The following is a 19339-nucleotide window of genomic DNA, read 5'->3' as shown; positions in this document are numbered from 1 at the left end:
GATCAGACGGGCCGGTATCGGGTAAGCGCGCGGTAGTCCTTGCGCGGTCCCGTCACACGCCAGCGCACCGTCCAACGCGGCCAATTCTCCCAATCGTAGTGCAACAGATACGTATCGGGCGGGCAATCGTGATGCGCCGTCGGACCGCGCACGACGTGGAACGGGCGACCGTCGGCAAAGGTGACCGCCAGCCCATCGGGCGACGCCTGCCAGACCGTCTCGCGCCGTGCTTCGAACGTCGTGCCGTCCTGCACAAGGGTGCCGGTTTCGACGCACCGCAGACCCGCGCCGTCGGGCGACCAGCGGCTGATGCCGTCGAACCGGGCGGTCGGTCCGATGACATGACGTATCACACGCTGTGTGCGCCACGCGCCGATCAGGGCGGACAGGCGGTCGGCGGGGGTCATGGCGGCGTTCCTTGCGGGTCGATGCCGCGCAGCCTATGACGCTGGCGACGTCGCTGCCAGAGGATGCCTCGCATGATCCCCCGCTATTCCCGCCCCGAGATGGTTTCGATCTGGTCCCCGCAGACCAAGTTCCGCATCTGGTACGAGATCGAGGCCCATGCCTGCGATGCGATGGCCGACCTAGGCGTCATCCCACGCGAAAACGCCGAGGCCGTGTGGAAAGCCAAAAACGTCGAATTCGACGTCGACCGCATCGACGAGATCGAGGCCGTCACCAAGCACGACGTCATCGCCTTTCTGACCCACCTGGCCGAGCATGTGGGGGCAGACGAAGCGCGGTTCGTGCATCAGGGCATGACGTCGTCGGACGTTCTGGACACTTGTTTCAACGTCCAGCTTGTCCGGTCTGCGGATATCCTGATCGCCGATGTCGAAGCCCTGCTGGCGGCCCTCAAGCGGCGCGCGCTGGAGCATAAGGACACGCTGCGCGTCGGGCGCAGTCACGGCATCCACGCGGAGCCGACGACGATGGGGCTGACCTTCGCGCGCTTCTATGCAGAAATGGATCGCAACCTGCGACGTCTCAAGACCGCCAGAGCGGAGATCGCAACGGGCGCGATTTCAGGGGCTGTCGGCACCTTCGCCAATGTCGATCCGGCGGTGGAGGAGCATGTCTGCGAAAAACTGGGCCTGTCCCCCGAGCCGATCTCCACCCAGGTCATTCCGCGCGACCGGCACGCCGCCTTCTTCGCCGCACTGGGCGTGGTGGGCAGTTCGATCGAAAACGTGGCCACGGAAATTCGGCACATGCAGCGTACCGAAGTGCTGGAGGGGGCCGAATTTTTCGCGATGGGGCAAAAGGGCTCCTCGGCCATGCCGCACAAGAAGAACCCGGTCCTGACCGAAAACCTGACCGGCCTGGCGCGTTTGGTGCGGATGGCGGTGGTGCCGGCGATGGAGAACGTGACCCTTTGGCACGAGCGTGACATCAGCCATTCGTCGGTGGAGCGCAACATCGGGCCGGATACCTGTATCGCGCTGGACTTCGCCTTGGCGCGGTTGACGGGCGTCGTCGACAAGATGCTTATCTTCCCCGACAACATGCTCGATAATATGAACAAATTTCCGGGCCTGGTCATGTCGCAGCGCGTCCTTCTGGCGCTGACGCAAGCCGGTGTCAGCCGCGAGGATGCCTATGCGATGGTGCAGCGCAACGCCCTGAAGGTTTGGGAGGAGCGGTCGGATTTCCGCGAGGAACTGCTTGCCGACAAGGACGTGGTCGCGGCCCTCGGCGTCGCCGGCATCGAGGAAAAGTTCGACATGGGGTATCACACCAAGCATGTCGATACGATCTTTGCCCGCGTGTTCGGCGACGTCTGACCCGACAGTCGGGCTATGATGATCGAGAGCTGTCTGCCGATCGGGAGGGGCTGAAGCGGCGCGATCGTTCGCATTTTAAGCATATCTCGTTTTGCGAAATTTGCTCGCGCGGCTAGCGTCACATCACTGCAACCCGACAGGAGATGTCAAAATGACCATCAACCGTATCAACAAGATCAACCGCATCAACCAGATCAATCGTATCAACGGCATCAACCGGATCAACTGATCCCGGCGCGTGGATCACCTGCGACCGTTTGGCGTTTTGCCGATCCGACGGATCGGGCTAACCTTACGTCACTTGATTGACAGGAGAGACGCGATGAAGATCAACGGAAAGATCAACAAGCTGCTGATTGCCGCCGTGATGGTGGCCGCTCCCGGATTGGCGCAAGCCTACGAATGCGGCTTCGGCAAGGAGCGTGTGACGATGTCCTGCGCGCCGGGCACCACATTCGACGCGGAAAGCAATTCCTGCATCGTGGCAAGCACCAGCTGATACGAACAGGGTGGGCATGACGTGCCCACCCGTCATAACATCGCGCGACCCGCCACGTAGGTCTGGGCCACGGCGCGATCGTCCCCCATCATGATCGTCGGAAACACCGCTTCCCACAGGGTGTCGGCGCGCGCGTGACGTTGCGCGATGGCCGGGGTCGAGGCGAGGTCGAGGACGACGATGTCTGCCATCGCACCAGATGCCAAACGCCCGATGTCGGTCGCATGCAGCGCGCGGGCAGATCCTTCGGTCGCAAGGTAGAGGAGTTGCGCGGGATGCAGCGCCTGCCCCCGAAGCTGCGCCACTTCGTAGGCAGCGGCCATTGTCCGCAGCATCGAAAAGCTGCTGCCGCCCCCGGTATCGGTGGCAAGTCCGGTGCGAAGCATTCTGGCAAGGTCCATGTCGAACAGGCCGGACCCGATGAAGGTGTTGGATGTTGGGCAGTGCACGACGGCGGCGTTCACGTCCCGCAAGCGCGCCCTTTCCCGCTCCGTCAGATGGATCGAATGACCATATAGGCCACGTTCGCCCATCAACCCGTGGGTCTCGTAGACGTCGAGGTAATCGCGGGCCTCGGGAAATAGATCCCGCACCCAGGCGATCTCGTCGGTCTGCTCGCTCAGATGGGTCTGCATCAGGCAGTCGGGGTTCTCCGACCAGAGCGCGCCCAGGGCCGAAAGCTGGTCCGGCGAAGACGTGGGCGCGAACCGCGGCGTGACGACATATCGGGCGCGCCCTGCGCCGTGCCACCTGTCCAGCAGGGCCTTGCTGTCGTCATAGGCCGATTGCGCGGTATCGCGCAGATCACCGGGCGCATTGCGGTCCATGCAGGTCTTGCCCGCCCAGACGGCCATGCCCCGCGCGGTCCCGGCCGTGAATATGGCATCGACGCTGGCGGGATGGATGGTGGCGAAACTGCACATCGATGTCGTGCCATGGGCAAGCGCCAGGTCGAGATAAGTCTCCGCCGTCGCGGCGGCGTGGGCCGGGTCGGAGAACCGCGCCTCCTCGGGGAAGGTATAGGTGTTGAGCCAGTCGATCAGCCGCTTACCCCAGGACGCAATGATCGCCGTCTGCGGATAATGCACGTGCGCGTCCACGAAACCCGGCAGGATCAGGTTTGCACCGTGGTCGATCACTTGGGCCTGCGGATGCGCCCGGCGCAGATCGTCGGCCGGGCCGACGTCCGTGATGCGTCCGTCGTCGACGGCGACCGCGCCGTGCGTTTGATGCCGGACTGCACCAGCCGGATCGGTCTGGAACGGGTCGGCGGTGAAAGCCAGCGTCTGGCCGAGCAGGAGCGTCGTCATCGCATTGCCTTAGCGCGGCACCGAAATCGCCGCTACCCCTTGGTCGCTGCGCGCGCTATCTGGGCCGGAACAAGGGGATGCTCCATGACAGAGGTCGATCAGGTCGAGAACGACGATTACGAAGACGACATCGAGCTGGACCAACCGCGCCTGCGTCTGGTCCAGAAGGCCATCGACGCGCGCGATCGAATGGCCCTCGACGACCTTTTGGAGCCGCTGCACGGCGCCGACATCGCCGACCTGATCGAGCAGATCACCGAATTTCAGCGTCTGACCCTCGTCGAGCTGTGGTCCGGCAACATCGACGGCGAGATCCTGTCCGAACTTGACGAAGGCCTGCGCGAGGAACTGCTGTCGTCCCTTCCGGCCGAGGATGTCGCCGAAGCCGTTCGGGAGTTAGACACCGACGATGTCGTCGACCTGATCGAAAACCTGGACGATCAGAGTCAGGCCGGTGTGATCCTTGGCGCATTGGACGATGCGGACCGTGTCGCCGTCGAACAGGCGCTGACATTCCCCGAATATTCCGCCGGACGCCTGATGCAGCGGGAAGTAGTGATTGCCCCGTCGTTCTGGACGGTCGGGCAGGCCATCGACCATCTGCGCACCGCCGAGGAATTGCCCGAGCAGTTTTATCACGTCATCCTGACCGACCCGCGGATGCGGCCCGTCGGTCACGTGACGCTTGGCAAGATCCTGTCGTCGCCGCGCGACATGCCACTGGCCGATATTGAAGAAGACAGCTTCCGCACCTTCGAGGCTACGGACCCGGAGGCGGAGGTCGCTTATGCCTTCAACCAGTACCACCTGATTTCAGCCGCCGTGGTCGACGAAGACGACCGCTTGTTGGGCGTGATCACCATCGACGACGCGATGAGCGTGCTGGACGAAGAAGCGGAGGAAGACATCCTGCGCCTTGCCGGTGTGGACAGCGAAGGATCGCTGTCGGACCGCACGCTGGGCACCGTCCGGCGGCGATTTCCGTGGCTTGGGGTCAACCTCGTCACCTCGATCCTGGCGTCGCTCGTCATCGCGCAATTCGACGCCGTCATCACCGAGATCGTCGCGCTGGCCGTCCTGATGCCGATCGTGGCGTCGATGGGTGGCAATGCGGGGACGCAGTCGTTGACGGTGGCGGTGCGGGCCTTGGCCACCCGCGACCTGACAGGCGCAAATGTCTGGCGCGTCATCCGACGCGAAGTCATGGCCGGGCTTATCAACGGCGTGGCGTTCGCCATCGTGATGGGCATCGTCGGCGTGATCTGGTTCGGCAACCCGATGCTGGGAGCGGTTATCGGCGTTGCGATGGTCATCAACCTGGGCGTCGCGGGGCTCGCCGGTGTGGGCATCCCCGTGGTGCTTGAAAAAGTCGGTGTCGATCCCGCACTCGCCTCCGGTGCCTTCGTGACGACGGTGACGGACGTGGTCGGCTTCTTCGCGTTTCTGGGGCTGGCCGCGCTCTGGCTGCTTTGAAGCACGCGTCGAATTTGCTCTGAACCGTGTGGCCCGGGCAGTTGGATTTCGCCCTCGATGACCCGTCAGGCCGCCGCATCCAGCAACGCCTGCGCCGCCCCGCGCGCCGCGTCGGTGATCGTGTCGCCGGCCAGCATCCGGGCGATTTCATCCAAGCGGTCGGCTTCGGACACCGGTGTCACGGTCGATAGGGTGATGTCCTTTTTCACACTCTTTTCCACGCGCCAGTGATGAGCTCCAAGGGCCGCGACCTGTGGCGAGTGCGTGACGACGAGGACTTGCCCGCCATCGGCCAGCGCCTTGAGGCGGCGACCGACGGCATCTGCGGTGGCCCCGCCAACGCCGCGGTCGATCTCGTCGAAGATGAGCGTGAGGGAGCGGTCGCCGCCGGTCAGGCAGACCTTGAGCGCCAGCAGGAACCGACTAAGCTCACCGCCCGACGCAATCTTGTTGAGCGGCCCCGATGGGGCACCGGGGTTGGTCGCCACCTCGAATGCAACCTCGTCTGCGCCGTCCGGGCCGGGCGTGCCGGGGGTGACGTTCGTGGTGAACTTGGCACGGTCCATTTTCAGCGGCGCGAGTTCGGCGGACATCGCGATGTCCAGCGCCTTCGCCGCCTTTGTGCGTTTGGCGGTCAGCGCCGCGGCGGCAGTGTCATAGGCGGTTTGCGCCGCCTCGGCCTCGGCCTCCAGCTTCGGCAACGTTCCTTCGGATGCGTCCAGCAAGTCCAGTCGGGCGCGCAGATCGGCGGCAAAAGCGGGCAGGTCATCAGGTTGTACCCCGTGCTTGCGGGCCATCGCACGGATCGCGAATAACCGCTCTTCCGCATCCTCCAACTCTGACGGATCAAAGGCCAAGGCATCCAGGCAAGACTCGACTCCCGCCTGCGCCTCGCTCAGCTCGATCATGGCGCGGTTGAGCGCGTCGATGGCGGGGGTCAGCGTTTCGGCAACGGTGTCGGTCGCGTCCTCCAACCAGCGGGTCGCATCGATCATCTGGCCCTCGGCCCCTTTGGGCCCGATGGCATGCAGCGCCTTGCCCACGTCGCCCCGGATCTTTTCGGCCCCTTGCATCAGGCGGCGGCGGGTGTCCAGATCGGCCTCCTCCCCCGCCTCGGGCCGCAGGACATCGAATTCACCGACCGCGTGGCGCAGGAAATCCTCTTCCGCCTTGGCCTCGTCGCGCTTGGACTCGGCCAGTCGGAGCGTCCGGCGCGCAAGGCTCAGTTTCGACCAAGCCGTTGCGACTGCACGTAAATCCGACCCGGCGAAGGCGTCGAGCAGGGCACCGTGGCCGCGCACATCCAGAAGGCCGCGGTCGTCGTGCTGCCCGTGCAACTCAAGCAGGGTGTCGGACAGCGCGCGCAGCACCTCTCCGGTGACGCGGGTGCCGTTGACCCAGGCTGTCTTGCGTCCGTCGCGCGTGTTGATGCGGCGTAGCAGAAGCTCTCCATCTTCGGACGCGATGTGATGGTCGGCCAGAACGGCGCGGGCGGCATGGCCTTCCGGCAGATCGAAACTTGCGGAAACCTCGCCCTGATCGGCCCCCTGCCGGACCAGTTCGGCCCGTCCGCGCCAGCCCAGCACGAAGCCCAGACTGTCGAGGAGGATCGACTTGCCCGCGCCGGTTTCCCCGGTCAGCACATTGAGCCCCGCGCGGAAGTCGAGCGCGAGGTGATCAATGATAAGAAGGTCGCGGATTTCTAGACTGCGGAGCATGACGATCAATTAACGCAGGCAAAGGGAGTTGGCGAGGCCGCGCACGGCCCCGCACGTCAGAGCCAGCGACCCTGGATGGTCCGGCGATAGACGTCGGTCAACCAACCGCTGCCACGGGCTTCGGGCGACAGGCCCTGCCCCGTCAATTGCCGGAAGGCATCGTCATAGAACGGCGAGCCCTGGAAGTTGTACCCCAGGATCGCACCAGCCGTCTGCGCCTCGTCCGTCAGGCCAAGCGAGAGATATGCCTCCACCAGCCGCAACAGCGCCTCGGGCGTGTGGCTGGTGGTCTGAAACTCCTCCACGACGGCACGGAAGCGGTTGATCGCGGCCGGATAATGTTCCCGCTTGAGGTAGTAGCGCCCGATCTCCATCTCCTTGGCGGCAAGGTGATCGAAAGCGAGGTCGAACTTGAGGATCGAGGACCGGGCATATTCGCTGTCGGGATAGCGTTCGATGACGGTCCGCAGCGATTGCAACGCCTGAAAGGTCAGCCCTTGGTCGCGGCCGACCTGGTCGATCTGATCGTAATACGAGAGCGCCAGAAGATATTGCGCGTAGGCCGCGTCTTCGTCTGCGGGATAGAAGTCGATGAACCGCTGGGCGGCAGCACGTGCATTCTCGTAGTCCTGATCCTTGTGATAGGAAAACGCCTGCATGATGAGGCCGCGCTTGGCGAAATCGGAATAGGGATACAGACGCTCGATCTCGGCGAAGAGAGCGGCGGCATCGTCGGGATCGCCGCGGGCCAACTCCAGCTCCGCCTGCGTGAAGATCGCTTCGGGAGAGGTGTCTTCGAGGGCCAGCTCATCGCTGCCACCACAGGCCACGAGCGTCGTGCAAAGGACCATGGCGAACAGCGGTTTACCGATGCGAAGGGGTTGCCGATCCGTCATGCGCGTCTTTCCCTGCCCCGTGCCCTGACAGCACCTCGGCGCACCATAGTCCAGCAACGGGATGCTGTGAAGCGCCGGGCCGTCGAAAACAATGTCACAGATGGGCGAAGACGTCCCGCTCCAACCCTGCACCCGGCAGGACACCGCATTCCTCGGGGGCGAGGGTGCGGATGCGGTACGCAAGCGGATCGGCGAAGAGCGCGTGCAGAACCTTGTTCGTCATCGCGTGGCCCGCGCGTACACCGGTGTAACGGCCAAGAATCGGCGCACCGGCAAGCGCTAGATCGCCCAGGGCGTCGAGCATCTTGTGGCGCACGGCCTCGTCGGTGTGACGGAACCCCTCGGGGTTCACGACGCGCGATCCGTCGACCACGACGGCGTTGGCGAGCGAGCCGCCAAGCGCCTTGCCGGCGGCGTGCATCGCATCGACGTCCGACTGTCGACAGAAGGTACGGCTGTCGCACAACTCGCGCACGAAAGTTCCGTTCGACAGGCGCAGAACCTTGCGCTGACGGCCAATGGCGGCGTCCGCGAAGTCGATGGAAAAGTCGATTTCAAGCTCTTCGGCGGGGGTCAGCGTGGCCGAAGCCTGGCCGTCGGTGACGTGGACGCGGCGCAATACCTCGATCGCATGGACCGGGGCCGACAGGCGGCGCACCCCGGTGGCGAGAAACGCGCGCACGAACCCGGCAGCGGATCCATCGAGGATCGGCACCTCGGGTCCGTCGATTTCCAGGATCGCATTGTGGATCCCGCATCCCGCCAAGGCGGCCATGATGTGTTCGACCGTCGACACGGAAACGCCAGCGTCATTCACCAAAAGCGTGCAAAGCGGCGACGTCTCGACCCGGTCATGGCGGGCCGCAATCATGGTGTCGCCATCCAGATCCGTCCGGCGGAAACAGATGCCGTGATGGGCGGGGGCGGGGTGAACGGTCAGACGCGCAGGCCGCCCGGCGTGTAAGCCGGTGCCTTCGAAACGGACGATGTCCTTGATCGTGGTCTGCATGGTTACACCCAGTCGTTACTGCGATTTACCAGCCCCTTGTGGGACCTTGTTGTGCTCGAGTGTCAGCTAGGGGAGTGTGCGTGTCCCTGCAATTCAACGCCTGTTACGGCTTGAAACAGGGGCATGCCTGGGGTGCGCGGAAATCTGCCGAGACCGTACCCATCATGGTTATTTTCAATTCTATCAGATTGTTAGGCGACTGTCTGCCGCTCGTATAATTTGGGAGGTGGACGCAAGTGTGAACATAACAGGCGAAAAAATTAACCTTTGCGTCCACGAAAAATGGCGACCCCAAAGGGCCGCCATTGATCGATCCGAAGATCTGGTGCCAATCGTCAGTTGGCCTGACGGCGCAGGAACGCCGGAATTTCGATGCGCTCATCCTCCTCGGGGGCGGCGTGCGCTTCGGAGGCCGGCGCGGTCAGCGGCGCGCTTGCGGGGCGCTGAACCGGGGTATCGGCGGCGGTGCCGGTCATCCGGTTGATCAGCGAACCGATGCCAAAGCGACCCTCGCCGGCGGGCGGGGCGCGGTGGACATCATGGGCGACGCTACGCTCCCCTTTGCTAACGGCGGCACGCAGACGGTCCATCGCCTCGGGCGACGGGCCGGTGCCGGCGCGGGGCGCGGTGAATGCGGCCTGCGGAGCCTCGGCGGCGGCGACGGAAGCCGGGGCCGGTGCGGGTGCATAGGCGGGGGGCGGCAGGTTGTCCGACGGGTCCCGACCGAAGAAATTGTCGGCTGCCTCCGCCTCTTCCACGTCATGCTGATCTACGGCGTCGAAGAAATTCGGCGTCGCAGGCTCGGCCGGGGCCTCGGCCACGATCTCGGCCGCGACCGGGGCTGCGACGGCTGCGGCGGGGGCCGGAGCCTCGACCCGGGCGACCGGCTCGGACGACATGCGACGGCGGGGCATCGGGTCGGCGGCGGTCGATGCGGTGGCATCGATGCCCGTCGCGACAACGGAAACCCGCATGACACCTTCCATGGCCGGATCGAGGGTGGAGCCGACGATGATGTTCGCATCCTCGTCCACTTCCTTGCGGATGCGGTTGGCGGCTTCGTCCATTTCGAACAGGGTCAAATCGTGACCGCCGGTGATGTTGATCAGAACACCTTTGGCACCCGACAGGCTCAGCTCGTCCAGAAGCGGGTTGGCGATGGCCTTCTCGGCGGCTTCGACAGCGCGATCTTCGCCCTCGGCCTCGCCGGTGCCCATCATGGCCTTGCCCATCTCGTCCATGACCGACCGAACGTCGGCGAAGTCGAGGTTGATCATGCCCGGACGGACCATCAGGTCGGTCACGCCCTTGACGCCCTGGTAGAGCACGTCGTCGGCCATGGAGAACGCCTCGGTGAAGGTCGTCTTCTCGTTGGCCAGGCGGAACAGGTTCTGGTTGGGAATGATGATCAGCGTGTCGACGACCTTTTGCAGGGCCTCGACGCCCTCCTCGGCCTGACGCATGCGCTTGGAGCCTTCGAACTGGAAGGGCTTGGTGACGACGCCGACGGTCAGGATGCCCAGCTCGCGCGCGGCCTGTGCGATGATCGGGGCAGCACCCGTGCCGGTGCCGCCGCCCATGCCGGCGGTGATGAAGCACATGTGCGCGCCGGCCAGACGATCGACGATCTCCTCGATTGTCTCCTCGGCGGCGGAGGCACCGACCTGCGGACGCGCCCCGGCCCCCAGCCCTTCGGTGACGCGCGCGCCCAACTGGATGCGGGCCGGCGCGGAATTCTGCGCCAAGGCTTGCGCGTCGGTGTTGGCGACGACGAATTCGACGCCTTCGAGATCCTTCTGGATCATATTGTTGACGGCATTGCCGCCTGCCCCGCCGACACCGAAAACGGTGATGCGCGGACGCAGATCAACTTCCGGAGTCGTACCGGGCATGGTGAGATTCAATGTCATAGCTCTGTCCACCTGTAGTTTCGGCCCGCCTCAGGCCATGTGCCGCGATTTTTCGCGTTGTTATCCCCAAGGTAACGCCTTTGATTCCGCGCGTCACCCAAAAAACGAATCGCAGGTGGCGAATTGCGGCAAAAATGCGGCAACCTGCCGAAATGCTCTACCAATTGTCCTTGAACCACCGCATCGCGCGGCGGATCGACCGACCCGACGTCCGCTCCGGAGTGGCCTCGAAATCCCAGAACTCGTCCTGCGGCTCGGCCCCTTGCATGCAAAGCCCGACGCAGGCGGCAAAGGCCGGGCCCTTGGCCGCTTCGGGCAGGCCATGGACACGCAGCGGTCGACCCAGACGAACCTGATTGCCAAGGATGCGACCGGCCAGTTGATCCAGACCTGGGATCTGCGATGCACCGCCGGTCAGCACAATGCGCTGCGACGGCAGATCACCGAACCCGGCCGCATCAAGACGCGCGCGGGCGTCTTCCAGGATTTCCTCGACACGTGGCCGGATGATGCCGATGAGTTCGGTTCGCGTGACGGACCGACGATCGTGGTGCCAGTCGCCCGTGTCGGAATCGAGCGCGATAAGCTCCCGGTCGTCCATTCCGGTGGCGTGCACCCCGCCATAGCGGCACTTGATCATCTCGGCCATGGTCGCGGGAATACGCAGGCCCTGGCTGATGTCGGACGTCACATTTGCGCCGCCGAACGGTACGGTGTCGGCAAAGACCATGTGCTTGCGCATGAAGATGGAAATACCGGTCGTGCCCGCGCCCATGTCGATGCAGGCGGCCCCCAGTTCCTTTTCATCCTCGACCAGGGCCGACGTCGCGGCGGCATAGGGCGCGGAGGAGAGACCGGCGAGTTCCAGATCGCAGCGGTGGATGCAGGTCAGCAAATTCTCGATCGCGTGGGCGTCGACCGACAGAAGATGCATGTCGGCCCGCAGCATTTCCCCGGTCTGCCCCCGCGGATCGCGCAGCGTGGTGCGGTGGTCGATGCCGAAATTGACGGGTTGTGCGTGCAAGACCTCGCGCCCCGCGCCGATATCGGGCGCGTCGATCGACGACAGCACGCGACCGACATCGTGAACGGAACAGGGTCCGGCCTCCAGCATGACTTCGCCCGAAAGGGGCCAGGACGTCGGACGCCCGCCCGAGAAACAGGCGATGACGTGATCGACGCGCACGTTGGCCATCTTCTGCGCGCCCTGAACGGCCGTGCGAATGGCGCGTTCGGTTTCGGGCATCGCGTCCACTTCGCCATTGCGGATGCCGCGCGACCGGGTCGTGGTCGCGCCGATGACGCGGAAATTCGACTGCCCGGCCATGTGGCCCACGCCCTCACCCTGCGGTGTATTTTCCTCGAACCGCAAAACGAGGCAGGCCGTCTTGTAGGTGCCGACGTCCAGGATGGCGACGACCCCGCGTTGAAGCGCGGCTTGGCGTTTGCGGCGCATGGCGCGCTGCGCGTGGAACAGACGGCTCATTGGTCCCCTTCCGAGTGATCGAGTGATAGACGTTCCAGATCCTGAAGACCCTTCAGCTCCGACCGCGCTTCGGGCGTGAGCCGCAGAACGGGCCGGTCGGAAATGCGCAGATCCACGACGCGCACGTCGCGCGACAGCACGTCCTTGGCGGCATGCATGGCAAGCGCCCGGTCCAGGGCGGCGACAGGCGACGCTTCGGGCAAGGCGATGACCTGATCGTCGGTCAGGACGACGTCCCAGCGTCGATTGCCCACGCGGGTTAGTCCCACCAGACGGTCGACGATGGGCCGCGCGGCGGCGATCAGGGTCAGCGCTTCGGGAACGACGGTGTCGGCCCCCTCGCCCGCGATCAAAGGCAGCGCGCCTGCGGTTTCCAGATTGTGAAGTGTGGCGACCCGGTGGCCCGTCGCGTCCAGAACTTCGATCCCGCCGTCGGTCTTCCATGCGACGGCCGGGGTGCGTTCGGTCACCTTGAGCAACAGGACGCCACCGGCCTTGACGCGCACTTCGGCGTCCAGAACCGGGTCCAGGTCGATCAGCTGCTTGCGCAGCCCGTCCATGTCCAGCTTGAATTGCGACAGCGGCAGGTCGATGGGCAGCGCCTCCTGAATATCGTCCTGCAACTCGGCGCTAGCCCCTTCGATGCGCAGCAACGCGACCATGAATTCCGGCCGGTCCTGCACCGCGCTGACCGTGCCCTGATACCAGTCGGATATGGCGGTGATCCGCGCCTCGTCGTTGATGTACCAAGTGAACAGGATCACGAAGCCGAAGCTGGGTATGCCGGTTCGGATCATCGCGCGGAACAGCGGCGTCAGCCACAGACGCTGCATTCGGTACTGCCACCGGGTCGGTGCCGGGTCGACGGCGCGGGTCTTGGCCCCGGTGGCGGATTTCAGCGATCGCATGACGCATCCTCCACCAGACGCGCACACAGCTGACCAAAGCTCAGCCCCGCGTGGTCCGCCTGTTCGGGCGTCAACGAGGTCGGCGTCATGCCCGGCTGTGTGTTCGTCTCCAACAGGATCAATCCGTCCAGACCGCGGGTGTCATCCCAGCGGAAATCGGTGCGGCTGATCGATCGACACCCCAGGGCTTCGTGCGCGCGCCGGGCAAACGCTTGGCAGGCGGCGGTGATGTCAGGCGGCAGATCGGCAGGAACGGTATGCGTGCTGCCACCGGGCGCGTATTTCGCATCGTAGTCGTACCAGCCATCCATATGAATTTCGGTGACGGCCAGCGTACGGTCGCCCAGCACGGTACAGGTCAGTTCCCGCCCCGGCGCATAGGTTTCGACCATGACCGTCGCAGGCATCGTGTCGGCCAACTGTGGCGGGCCATTCGACCCTTCGGTCACGATGTGGATACCGACGGAAGAGCCTTCGTTGTTTGGCTTCACGACATAAGGAACGGGCAGAATGTGGTCGGCCATCGCATCGGACTTGGCCACGATGCGACTTTCCACGACCGGCAATCCGGCGGCGCGGTACACCTCCTTGGTGCGCGCCTTGTCCATCGCGTTGGCCGATGCCTGCACCCCGGAATGGGTATAGGGCAGCCGCATCCATTCCAGCAGGCCCTGGACACAGCCGTCTTCGCCCCACCGGCCATGCAGCGCGTTGAAGACGACATCGGGGGCGATCTGTTGCAGGCGCGCCACCAGATCGGGGCCCGCATCCACTTCGGTCACGTCGAAACCTTCGCCGCGCAGCGCGTCCGCGCAGCCGCGACCGGTCGAGAGGGAAACCTCACGCTCCGCCGATTGGCCGCCCATAAGGACGGCAACATTTAGGGGTGTCCTGCCCGACATACCCGATATCCTGCGCCTCGTGCCGGGGTCGTGTCGCCCCAGCCTTCGTTAGTCCCCAGCCTCTGACGGGCCTTTCGGGGTCACACCGGGTTCTCCGACCCGCATGATTTCCCACTCTAACGTCAATCCACTGCTGTCGAAAACCTTTTTCCGAACCTCTTCGCCCAATCCTTCCAGATCGGCGGCCGTGGCCCCTCCGGCGTTGACAAGGAAATTGGAGTGTTTGGGCGACATGATCGCCCCGCCCCGCGTGGCCCCGCGCATGCCCGCGTCGTCGATCACCTTCCAGGCCTTCAGGTCATGGGTGTCGTCCGCCCGCCCCGTAGAACTGAAGCCAGCCGGATTGCGGAAGGTGCTGCCGGCACTGCGATCCTTGGTGGGCTGCGTCGCGTCGCGCTTGGCCAGTTGGTCGGCCATGCGCGCCTCCAATTCCGCCGGATCGCCCGGGTCGGCGTGAAACGTCGCGCGCGTCACGATGGTGCCGTCGGGAACGGCGCTGCTGCGGTAGACAAAGTGAAGGTCGGCGGCGGGGATCGTGACGACCTTACCGTCGCGCGTGACCGCCTCCACCTCGATCAGGTGATCGGCGGTATAGCTGCCATAGCAGCCGGCATTCATCTTCACCGCACCGCCGATGGAGCCGGGGATGGTCCTCAGGAACGTCAGATCGCGGGCCGCAGCGGCGGCCTTGCGCGCCACATGCGCGTCCAGCGCGGCGGCCCCGGCATGGATGCGGTCGCCGTCGACCTCGATCCCGTTGAACCCGCGCCCCAGACGGATCACCACAGCGCGCAGCCCGCCGTCGCGCACGATCAGGTTCGATCCAACGCCCATGGGAAAGACCGGAATATCGCTTGGCAGATCGCGCAGGAAATCGCACAGATCGTCCCGGTCTGCGGGCTGAAACAGCGCATCCGCCGGCCCACCCACGCGCAGCCACGTCAACTCGGCAAGGCTCCGGTCTTCGGTCAGCGTGCCGCGCACGTCGGGCAGGTTCATTGCAGTTTCCCTCGGATCCAGCGCCCCAGATAGATCACCGGCCACCGCAGCACCAGCAGCATCACCGCCGCCCCGACAGTGCCCCAGACCCATCCCCCCGACCACGTCAGCCAGATAACGATGGGCACGCCCAGAACGATCAGCCCATAGGCAGCCGGCCAGCTCTGCTTCGCCGTCAGAACGACCTGCAACAGCCAGGCCACCACGACCCAAAGGCAAAGTGCGATGAATGCCATGCCTGTCCTTCTTATGACGCGATCAGCCGTTCAGGCGATCCGGCAAGGCGTTGGCCCAGGCGGAAATCGTTCCGGCCCCCAAACAGACGACGATGTCGCCGTCACGGGCCTGCTCCCGGACCAAGCGCTCCAGATCGTCCTCGTCCGTCACGGCGCGGGCGTGTCGATGGCCGGTGCGGATCAGACCTGCGACCAGATCGTCGCGCCCGGCCCCCGGAATGGGGTCTTCGCCGGCGGCATAGATATCGGCGATGCCCACCACGTCGGCATCCGCAAAACACCCGCAGAAGTCGTCGAACAGGGACTGGAGGCGCGAATAGCGGTGCGGCTGATGGACCGCGATGACCCGGCCCGTGTCGCCGATAGACTGGCGCGCGGCCTTCAGGACGGCGGCGATCTCGACCGGGTGGTGGCCGTAGTCGTCGATGATGGGCACGCCGTTCCATGTCCCAACCCGGGTAAAGCGCCGGTTGACGCCGCCGAACGCGGCCAGCCCGTCGCGGATCACATCCTTGGGCACGCCCAGTTCCCGCGCGACGGCGACGGCGGACAATGCATTCGACACGTTGTGATCGCCCGGCATCGGCAGGGCGCACCCTTCGATCACCGCATCCTCGGCCTGAAGCTGGATATCGAAATGCGCCACGCCCGCCTTGTAGTGCAGGTTCACCGCGCGCACATCGGCCTGCGCGTTGAAGCCGAAGGTCACGATGCGGCGGTCGGTGATGCGGCCCACCAAGGCGCGGACTTCGGGATGGTCGGTGCAGCAGATGGCCAGGCCGTAGAACGGAATGCCCGACACGAAGTCGGTGAAGCCCTGGCGCAGATTCTCGATACTGCCCCAATGCTCCATATGCTCGGGGTCGATGTTGGTGACGATGGCGATGGTGGCCGGCAGGCGGTTGAAGGTGCCGTCACTCTCGTCCGCCTCGACCACCATCCACTCCCCGTCGCCTTGGCGCGCGTTGGAGCCGTAGGCGTGGATGATGCCGCCGTTGATGACCGTCGGGTCCAGTTCGCCTGCGTCCAGAAGGGCCGCGACCATCGTGGTGGTGGTGGTCTTGCCGTGGGTGCCCGCGACGGCGACATTGGACTTCAGCCGCATCAATTCGGCCAGCATTTCCGCCCGCCGAACCACGGGCAGGCCATTCGCGCGCGCGGCGTCCAATTCGGCGTTGCCCGGCTTGATCGCCGAGGAGATGACGACGACCTCCGCATCCTTCAGGTTCTCGGCCTTTTGGCCGACGAAGATCGTCGCGCCCTTCTCGACCAGCCGGTCGGTGATGGCCGACGCCTTCAGGTCCGATCCCTGAACCGTCAAACCGTTGGAGAGCAGCACCTCGGCGATGCCGGACATGCCGATGCCCCCGATTCCGACGAAGTGGATCGGGCCCATGGCATTGGGGAGTTTGGTCGCGTTCATATGTCCTTGCTCGCAATGTATTCGGCCAGATCGGCCAGCCGCGTGGCCGCATCGGGCACGGCGACCGACAGGGCCGCGCGGTGCATCTGCAGCGCACCGTCGGGGTTTGTCAGGATCAGATCGATCTGATCGGTCAGCGTTTCCTGCGTCACCTTGCGTTCGGGCAGCAGGATCGCGGCCCCCGCCTCCGACAGTCCGTGGGCATTGGCGGTCTGGTGATCCCCGGCGGCGGCGGCATAGGGGATCAGGATCGCCGGGCGACCGATCACGCTGAGGTCGGCAACGGTCGATGCGCCAGCGCGGCAAATGACCAGCTGCGCGTCGGCCATGCGGTTGGGAACATCGTCGAAGAAGGGCTGGACGTCGGCATCGATGCCACGCTCACCGTAGAAGGCGGTGACACGCTCGACGTCTTCGGGCCGGGCCTGATGGGCGACGCGCAGGTGCCGCCGCAGTTCGTGGTCAAGGGCGGCAAGTGCGGCGGGAACTTCGTCCGACAGGATGCGCGCGCCCTGGCTGCCGCCGATGACGAGGACATTCATGGGGTAATCGCCGGGCGGGATATACGGCGATCCGGCACGCGCCAGGATCGCGGCGCGCACCGGATTGCCGGTGTGCTGACCCTCCACGCCCTCGGGCAGGTCCGTGGGCCAGATGCCGCAGGCAAAGGCATCGACGCGTGTGGCGAAGATGCGGTTCACGCGGCCCAGCACGCCATTTTGTTCGTGGATGATGCGCGGCAGCTTCATCAGAACCGCCGCCGCCATCGCCGGGATCGCCGGATAACCGCCGAAGCCCGCGACGATCTGCGGCCGGTCGCGGCGGAAACCCCGCAGCGCGCGGAAGACCCCGCCGGCCAGTTTGGGCGCGACGCCCAGTTTCGCCCCAAGCCCGCCGCGCGCGAAGGTCGCGGCGGGTACCACCTCGACCTCGACATCGTCGGGGAACGCCCCGGCATAGCGGGCCCCGCGATCGTCCGTCGAAAGTTTCACGCGCCAGCCACGGTTCAGCATTTCCTCGGCCAGCGACTGCGCGGGGAACATGTGCCCCCCGGTGCCCCCGGCGGCGATGACGATCAGCGGCGCGGCCATGTGCGGCTCCTCAGCGGTATCCGTTCGACAGCAGGTGGTCCCCGATTTCGGCCTGCGGTCGGGTGCGGGTGAAGCACAGTAGCATCCCCGTCAAGGCCCCCATCGCGATGAGCGAGGAGCCGCCATAGCTGACGAACGGCAGGGTCATGCCCTTCGCCGGCAACAGACGTACCGCAACGCCAAGGTTGATGAATGCCTGGCTGGCCAGCAGCACCGTCAGGCCGGTGCCCGCCAGCCGGATGAAGGTATCACGCTCGCTGCACAGGCGCATCAGGCAGCGCGCGGCAATGAAGCCGAACAGGCAGACGATGAAAAGAACCATGATCAGCCCGTATTCTTCGGCGGCGACGGCGATGATGAAATCGGTATGCGCGTCGGGCAGAATCCATTTCACCTTACCCTCGTTGACGCCGACCCCGAAGAAGCCGCCCTCGCGAATGGCGTCGATGGCATATCCCATCTGCGTCCGCGGATCGACCTCCGGCGACAGGAAGCCGTCGATGCGTCGCGCAAAGTGTTCGGAATTGTTGTAGGAGATGACGCCCACCGCCCCCACGGCCGCGACGACGCCGGTCAGGATGGCGATGGGGGCACCGGCCACGAAATAGACGGCGGACCATGCGACCACGGTCAGCATCGCTTGCCCGAAGTCCGGTTGCAGGGCCAGGAAGGCCACGATGAGGACCAGCACCGCAAAGCTGATGGTCTTGCCCGGCGGCCCGCCGGGTTCGGCCCCGGACGCCATGAGCCACGCGGTCAGGATGATGAACACCGGCTTGAGGAATTCCGACGGCTGGACGCTGGCGAAGCCCAGCGAATACCAGCGCACCGCGCCTTTGCCGAAATCTGTTCCCAGGGCCGGCAGCAGCATCACCGCCGCGGCGGCCCCGAAAAAGCCGATTACGCCAAGCCGGCGGACCATGTTGGGCGACATCATCGACACGCCCAGCATCACGGCAAACGCCATGGAGCCAAAGATCGCCTGACGATAGACATAGTGAAAAGGCGGCAGGCCATTGCGTTCCGCCAGTGGGACGCTGGCCGCAAAGCCCAGCAGCAACCCGACCGCGAACAGAAGGACGAGCGCGCCCAGCACGCCCTTGTCGATCGTTCGCCACCAACGGGATACGATAGCCTCGCCCGGAAGGACGACGACCGCGCCGTGCGCGATTTCAGTCATGGGACCGCCTGTGTCTGTTTTACTGCCCGCCCGGTTTTCCGGGTCTGATGGCAGCAGTCTAGCGCAGCGATTCGAATCGCGCCAGTGTCTTCCCCTTCGGCCGGTCGCGATTGGGTCCGCGCGCGACGACGACGGCCAGCGCGGACCACCAGGCGCGCGGACCGATCAGCCCAGAACGTCGCGGATCTTGGCCTTGGCGCTTTCGGGGTCTTCGCCGTAGGCAATCAGGCTGGCAACCGCCCCATCGGCATTCAGCACGAAGGTAGAAGCATAATGGTCCATCGTGTAATCCCCTTCCCCCAGGGGCCGCTTCTGCCAGTAGACGCGCCACGACCGTGCCATCGCCCAGACATCGTCGGGCGCCCCGGTGATGCCTGTGATGCGATCCGATTGCGGCTCCAGATAGTCCCTGAGGAATTCCGGCGTGTCCCGCTCGGGGTCGATGGTGACGAAATAGGCATTGATGGCGTCGTCGCCGACGTCCAGGTCGGTCAGCCAGCTTTCCATGTCGT

At 65.1% G+C, this 19339-nt stretch carries 19 protein-coding genes; 3 read left to right on the top strand and 16 right to left on the bottom strand.

The features are described from left to right. Positions 1 to 2 precede the first annotated feature (2 nt). A complete protein-coding gene (locus JDO7802_RS11250; RefSeq protein WP_055085614.1) occupies positions 3 to 407 on the bottom strand; it encodes a DUF6314 family protein in 405 nt (134 codons plus the stop codon). Between the two features lie 72 nt (positions 408 to 479). Between JDO7802_RS11250 and purB the strand changes: the two genes are divergently transcribed. Further along, positions 480 to 1787: an adenylosuccinate lyase gene (gene purB, locus JDO7802_RS11245; RefSeq protein ID WP_055085612.1), complete on the top strand. Its 1308-nt coding sequence runs from the start codon at positions 480 to 482 to the stop codon at positions 1785 to 1787. Positions 1788 to 1905: 118 nt separating this feature from the next. On the opposite strand, the gene JDO7802_RS18705 is transcribed toward purB, so the two are convergent. Further along, positions 1906 to 2034: a hypothetical protein gene (locus JDO7802_RS18705; RefSeq protein ID WP_275934855.1), complete on the bottom strand. Its 129-nt coding sequence runs from the start codon at positions 2032 to 2034 to the stop codon at positions 1906 to 1908. Between the two features lie 75 nt (positions 2035 to 2109). Between JDO7802_RS18705 and JDO7802_RS18275 the strand changes: the two genes are divergently transcribed. Continuing rightward, positions 2110 to 2286 carry a hypothetical protein gene (locus tag JDO7802_RS18275; RefSeq protein ID WP_187298130.1) on the top strand — a complete coding sequence of 59 codons (177 nt, stop codon included), beginning with the start codon at positions 2110 to 2112 and terminating at the stop codon, positions 2284 to 2286. Between the two features lie 32 nt (positions 2287 to 2318). Here the strand turns inward: JDO7802_RS18275 and guaD are convergent, their stop codons facing one another. After that, positions 2319 to 3596, bottom strand: a complete 1278-nt coding sequence (gene guaD / locus JDO7802_RS11240) for a guanine deaminase (RefSeq protein ID WP_055085610.1) — start codon at positions 3594 to 3596, stop codon at positions 2319 to 2321. Between the two features lie 84 nt (positions 3597 to 3680). Between guaD and mgtE the strand changes: the two genes are divergently transcribed. Then, entirely contained in the window at positions 3681 to 5069 is a 1389-nt protein-coding gene (gene mgtE, locus JDO7802_RS11235; protein WP_055085608.1) for a magnesium transporter, read from the top strand. A 65-nt stretch (positions 5070 to 5134) separates the two neighbouring features. Here the strand turns inward: mgtE and recN are convergent, their stop codons facing one another. The 13 genes from recN to JDO7802_RS11170 all read right to left on the bottom strand — a co-directional run. Next, entirely contained in the window at positions 5135 to 6787 is a 1653-nt protein-coding gene (gene recN, locus JDO7802_RS11230; RefSeq protein WP_055087218.1) for a DNA repair protein RecN, read from the bottom strand. A gap of 56 nt (positions 6788 to 6843) precedes the next feature. Next, complete coding sequence (locus JDO7802_RS11225; protein WP_055085606.1) at positions 6844 to 7683, bottom strand: outer membrane protein assembly factor BamD; 840 nt, start codon at positions 7681 to 7683, stop codon at positions 6844 to 6846. A 94-nt stretch (positions 7684 to 7777) separates the two neighbouring features. Then, the gene (gene lpxC, locus JDO7802_RS11220) at positions 7778 to 8692 is read right to left on the bottom strand and encodes a UDP-3-O-acyl-N-acetylglucosamine deacetylase (protein WP_055085605.1); all 915 of its coding nucleotides are present in this window, start codon (positions 8690 to 8692) and stop codon (positions 7778 to 7780) included. Between the two features lie 335 nt (positions 8693 to 9027). Next, on the bottom strand, positions 9028 to 10602 hold the full coding sequence (ftsZ, locus tag JDO7802_RS11215) for a cell division protein FtsZ (protein WP_055085603.1): 1575 nt from the start codon (positions 10600 to 10602) through the stop codon (positions 9028 to 9030). A gap of 157 nt (positions 10603 to 10759) precedes the next feature. Continuing rightward, positions 10760 to 12088 carry a cell division protein FtsA gene (gene ftsA / locus JDO7802_RS11210; protein ID WP_055085601.1) on the bottom strand — a complete coding sequence of 443 codons (1329 nt, stop codon included), beginning with the start codon at positions 12086 to 12088 and terminating at the stop codon, positions 10760 to 10762. After that, positions 12085 to 12996 (bottom strand): cell division protein FtsQ/DivIB, encoded by a 912-nt coding sequence (locus JDO7802_RS11205; RefSeq protein ID WP_055085599.1) that lies wholly within the window; start codon positions 12994 to 12996, stop codon positions 12085 to 12087. The genes ftsA and JDO7802_RS11205 overlap by 4 nt, the downstream gene beginning before the upstream one ends. Continuing rightward, positions 12984 to 13898 carry a D-alanine--D-alanine ligase gene (locus JDO7802_RS11200; protein ID WP_055085597.1) on the bottom strand — a complete coding sequence of 305 codons (915 nt, stop codon included), beginning with the start codon at positions 13896 to 13898 and terminating at the stop codon, positions 12984 to 12986. Before JDO7802_RS11200 ends, JDO7802_RS11205 begins: the two co-directional genes overlap by 13 nt. Before the next feature lie 48 nt (positions 13899 to 13946). Next, positions 13947 to 14897, bottom strand: a complete 951-nt coding sequence (murB, locus tag JDO7802_RS11195) for a UDP-N-acetylmuramate dehydrogenase (RefSeq protein ID WP_055085595.1) — start codon at positions 14895 to 14897, stop codon at positions 13947 to 13949. After that, positions 14894 to 15133, bottom strand: a complete 240-nt coding sequence (locus JDO7802_RS11190) for a DUF2484 family protein (protein WP_055085593.1) — start codon at positions 15131 to 15133, stop codon at positions 14894 to 14896. Before JDO7802_RS11190 ends, murB begins: the two co-directional genes overlap by 4 nt. Before the next feature lie 22 nt (positions 15134 to 15155). After that, entirely contained in the window at positions 15156 to 16556 is a 1401-nt protein-coding gene (murC, locus tag JDO7802_RS11185) for a UDP-N-acetylmuramate--L-alanine ligase (protein ID WP_055085592.1), read from the bottom strand. Further along, positions 16553 to 17647, bottom strand: a complete 1095-nt coding sequence (gene murG, locus JDO7802_RS11180; RefSeq protein ID WP_055085590.1) for an undecaprenyldiphospho-muramoylpentapeptide beta-N-acetylglucosaminyltransferase — start codon at positions 17645 to 17647, stop codon at positions 16553 to 16555. The genes murC and murG overlap by 4 nt, the downstream gene beginning before the upstream one ends. Before the next feature lie 10 nt (positions 17648 to 17657). Beyond that, positions 17658 to 18827 carry a peptidoglycan glycosyltransferase FtsW gene (locus tag JDO7802_RS11175; RefSeq protein WP_055085588.1) on the bottom strand — a complete coding sequence of 390 codons (1170 nt, stop codon included), beginning with the start codon at positions 18825 to 18827 and terminating at the stop codon, positions 17658 to 17660. Between the two features lie 165 nt (positions 18828 to 18992). Beyond that, on the bottom strand, positions 18993 to 19339 hold a 347-nt coding region (locus tag JDO7802_RS11170; protein ID WP_222836403.1), incomplete at its 5' end, for an SCO family protein.

The sequence above is a fragment of the Jannaschia donghaensis genome (assembly GCF_001403795.1).
GTDB lineage: Bacteria > Pseudomonadota > Alphaproteobacteria > Rhodobacterales > Rhodobacteraceae > Jannaschia > Jannaschia donghaensis.
Note: the sequence above shows the minus strand (reverse complement) of the source record. Positions and strands in the feature narration are given on the sequence as shown.

Bases quoted from the DNA above. Each gene is read 5' to 3' on its own strand.
- JDO7802_RS11250 (WP_055085614.1), bottom strand. From the start codon at position 407: ATGACCCCCGCCGACCGCCTGTCCGCCCTGATCGGCGCGTGGCGCACA.
- purB (WP_055085612.1), top strand. From the start codon at position 480: ATGATCCCCCGCTATTCCCGCCCCGAGATGGTTTCGATCTGGTCCCCG.
- JDO7802_RS18275 (WP_187298130.1), top strand. From the start codon at position 2,110: ATGAAGATCAACGGAAAGATCAACAAGCTGCTGATTGCCGCCGTGATG.
- guaD (WP_055085610.1), bottom strand. From the start codon at position 3,596: ATGACGACGCTCCTGCTCGGCCAGACGCTGGCTTTCACCGCCGACCCG.
- mgtE (WP_055085608.1), top strand. From the start codon at position 3,681: ATGACAGAGGTCGATCAGGTCGAGAACGACGATTACGAAGACGACATC.
- recN (WP_055087218.1), bottom strand. From the start codon at position 6,787: ATGCTCCGCAGTCTAGAAATCCGCGACCTTCTTATCATTGATCACCTC.
- JDO7802_RS11225 (WP_055085606.1), bottom strand. From the start codon at position 7,683: ATGACGGATCGGCAACCCCTTCGCATCGGTAAACCGCTGTTCGCCATG.
- lpxC (WP_055085605.1), bottom strand. From the start codon at position 8,692: ATGCAGACCACGATCAAGGACATCGTCCGTTTCGAAGGCACCGGCTTA.
- ftsZ (WP_055085603.1), bottom strand. From the start codon at position 10,602: ATGACATTGAATCTCACCATGCCCGGTACGACTCCGGAAGTTGATCTG.
- ftsA (WP_055085601.1), bottom strand. From the start codon at position 12,088: ATGAGCCGTCTGTTCCACGCGCAGCGCGCCATGCGCCGCAAACGCCAA.
- JDO7802_RS11205 (WP_055085599.1), bottom strand. From the start codon at position 12,996: ATGCGATCGCTGAAATCCGCCACCGGGGCCAAGACCCGCGCCGTCGAC.
- JDO7802_RS11200 (WP_055085597.1), bottom strand. From the start codon at position 13,898: ATGTCGGGCAGGACACCCCTAAATGTTGCCGTCCTTATGGGCGGCCAA.
- murB (WP_055085595.1), bottom strand. From the start codon at position 14,897: ATGAACCTGCCCGACGTGCGCGGCACGCTGACCGAAGACCGGAGCCTT.
- JDO7802_RS11190 (WP_055085593.1), bottom strand. From the start codon at position 15,133: ATGGCATTCATCGCACTTTGCCTTTGGGTCGTGGTGGCCTGGCTGTTG.
- murC (WP_055085592.1), bottom strand. From the start codon at position 16,556: ATGAACGCGACCAAACTCCCCAATGCCATGGGCCCGATCCACTTCGTC.
- murG (WP_055085590.1), bottom strand. From the start codon at position 17,647: ATGGCCGCGCCGCTGATCGTCATCGCCGCCGGGGGCACCGGGGGGCAC.
- JDO7802_RS11175 (WP_055085588.1), bottom strand. From the start codon at position 18,827: ATGACTGAAATCGCGCACGGCGCGGTCGTCGTCCTTCCGGGCGAGGCT.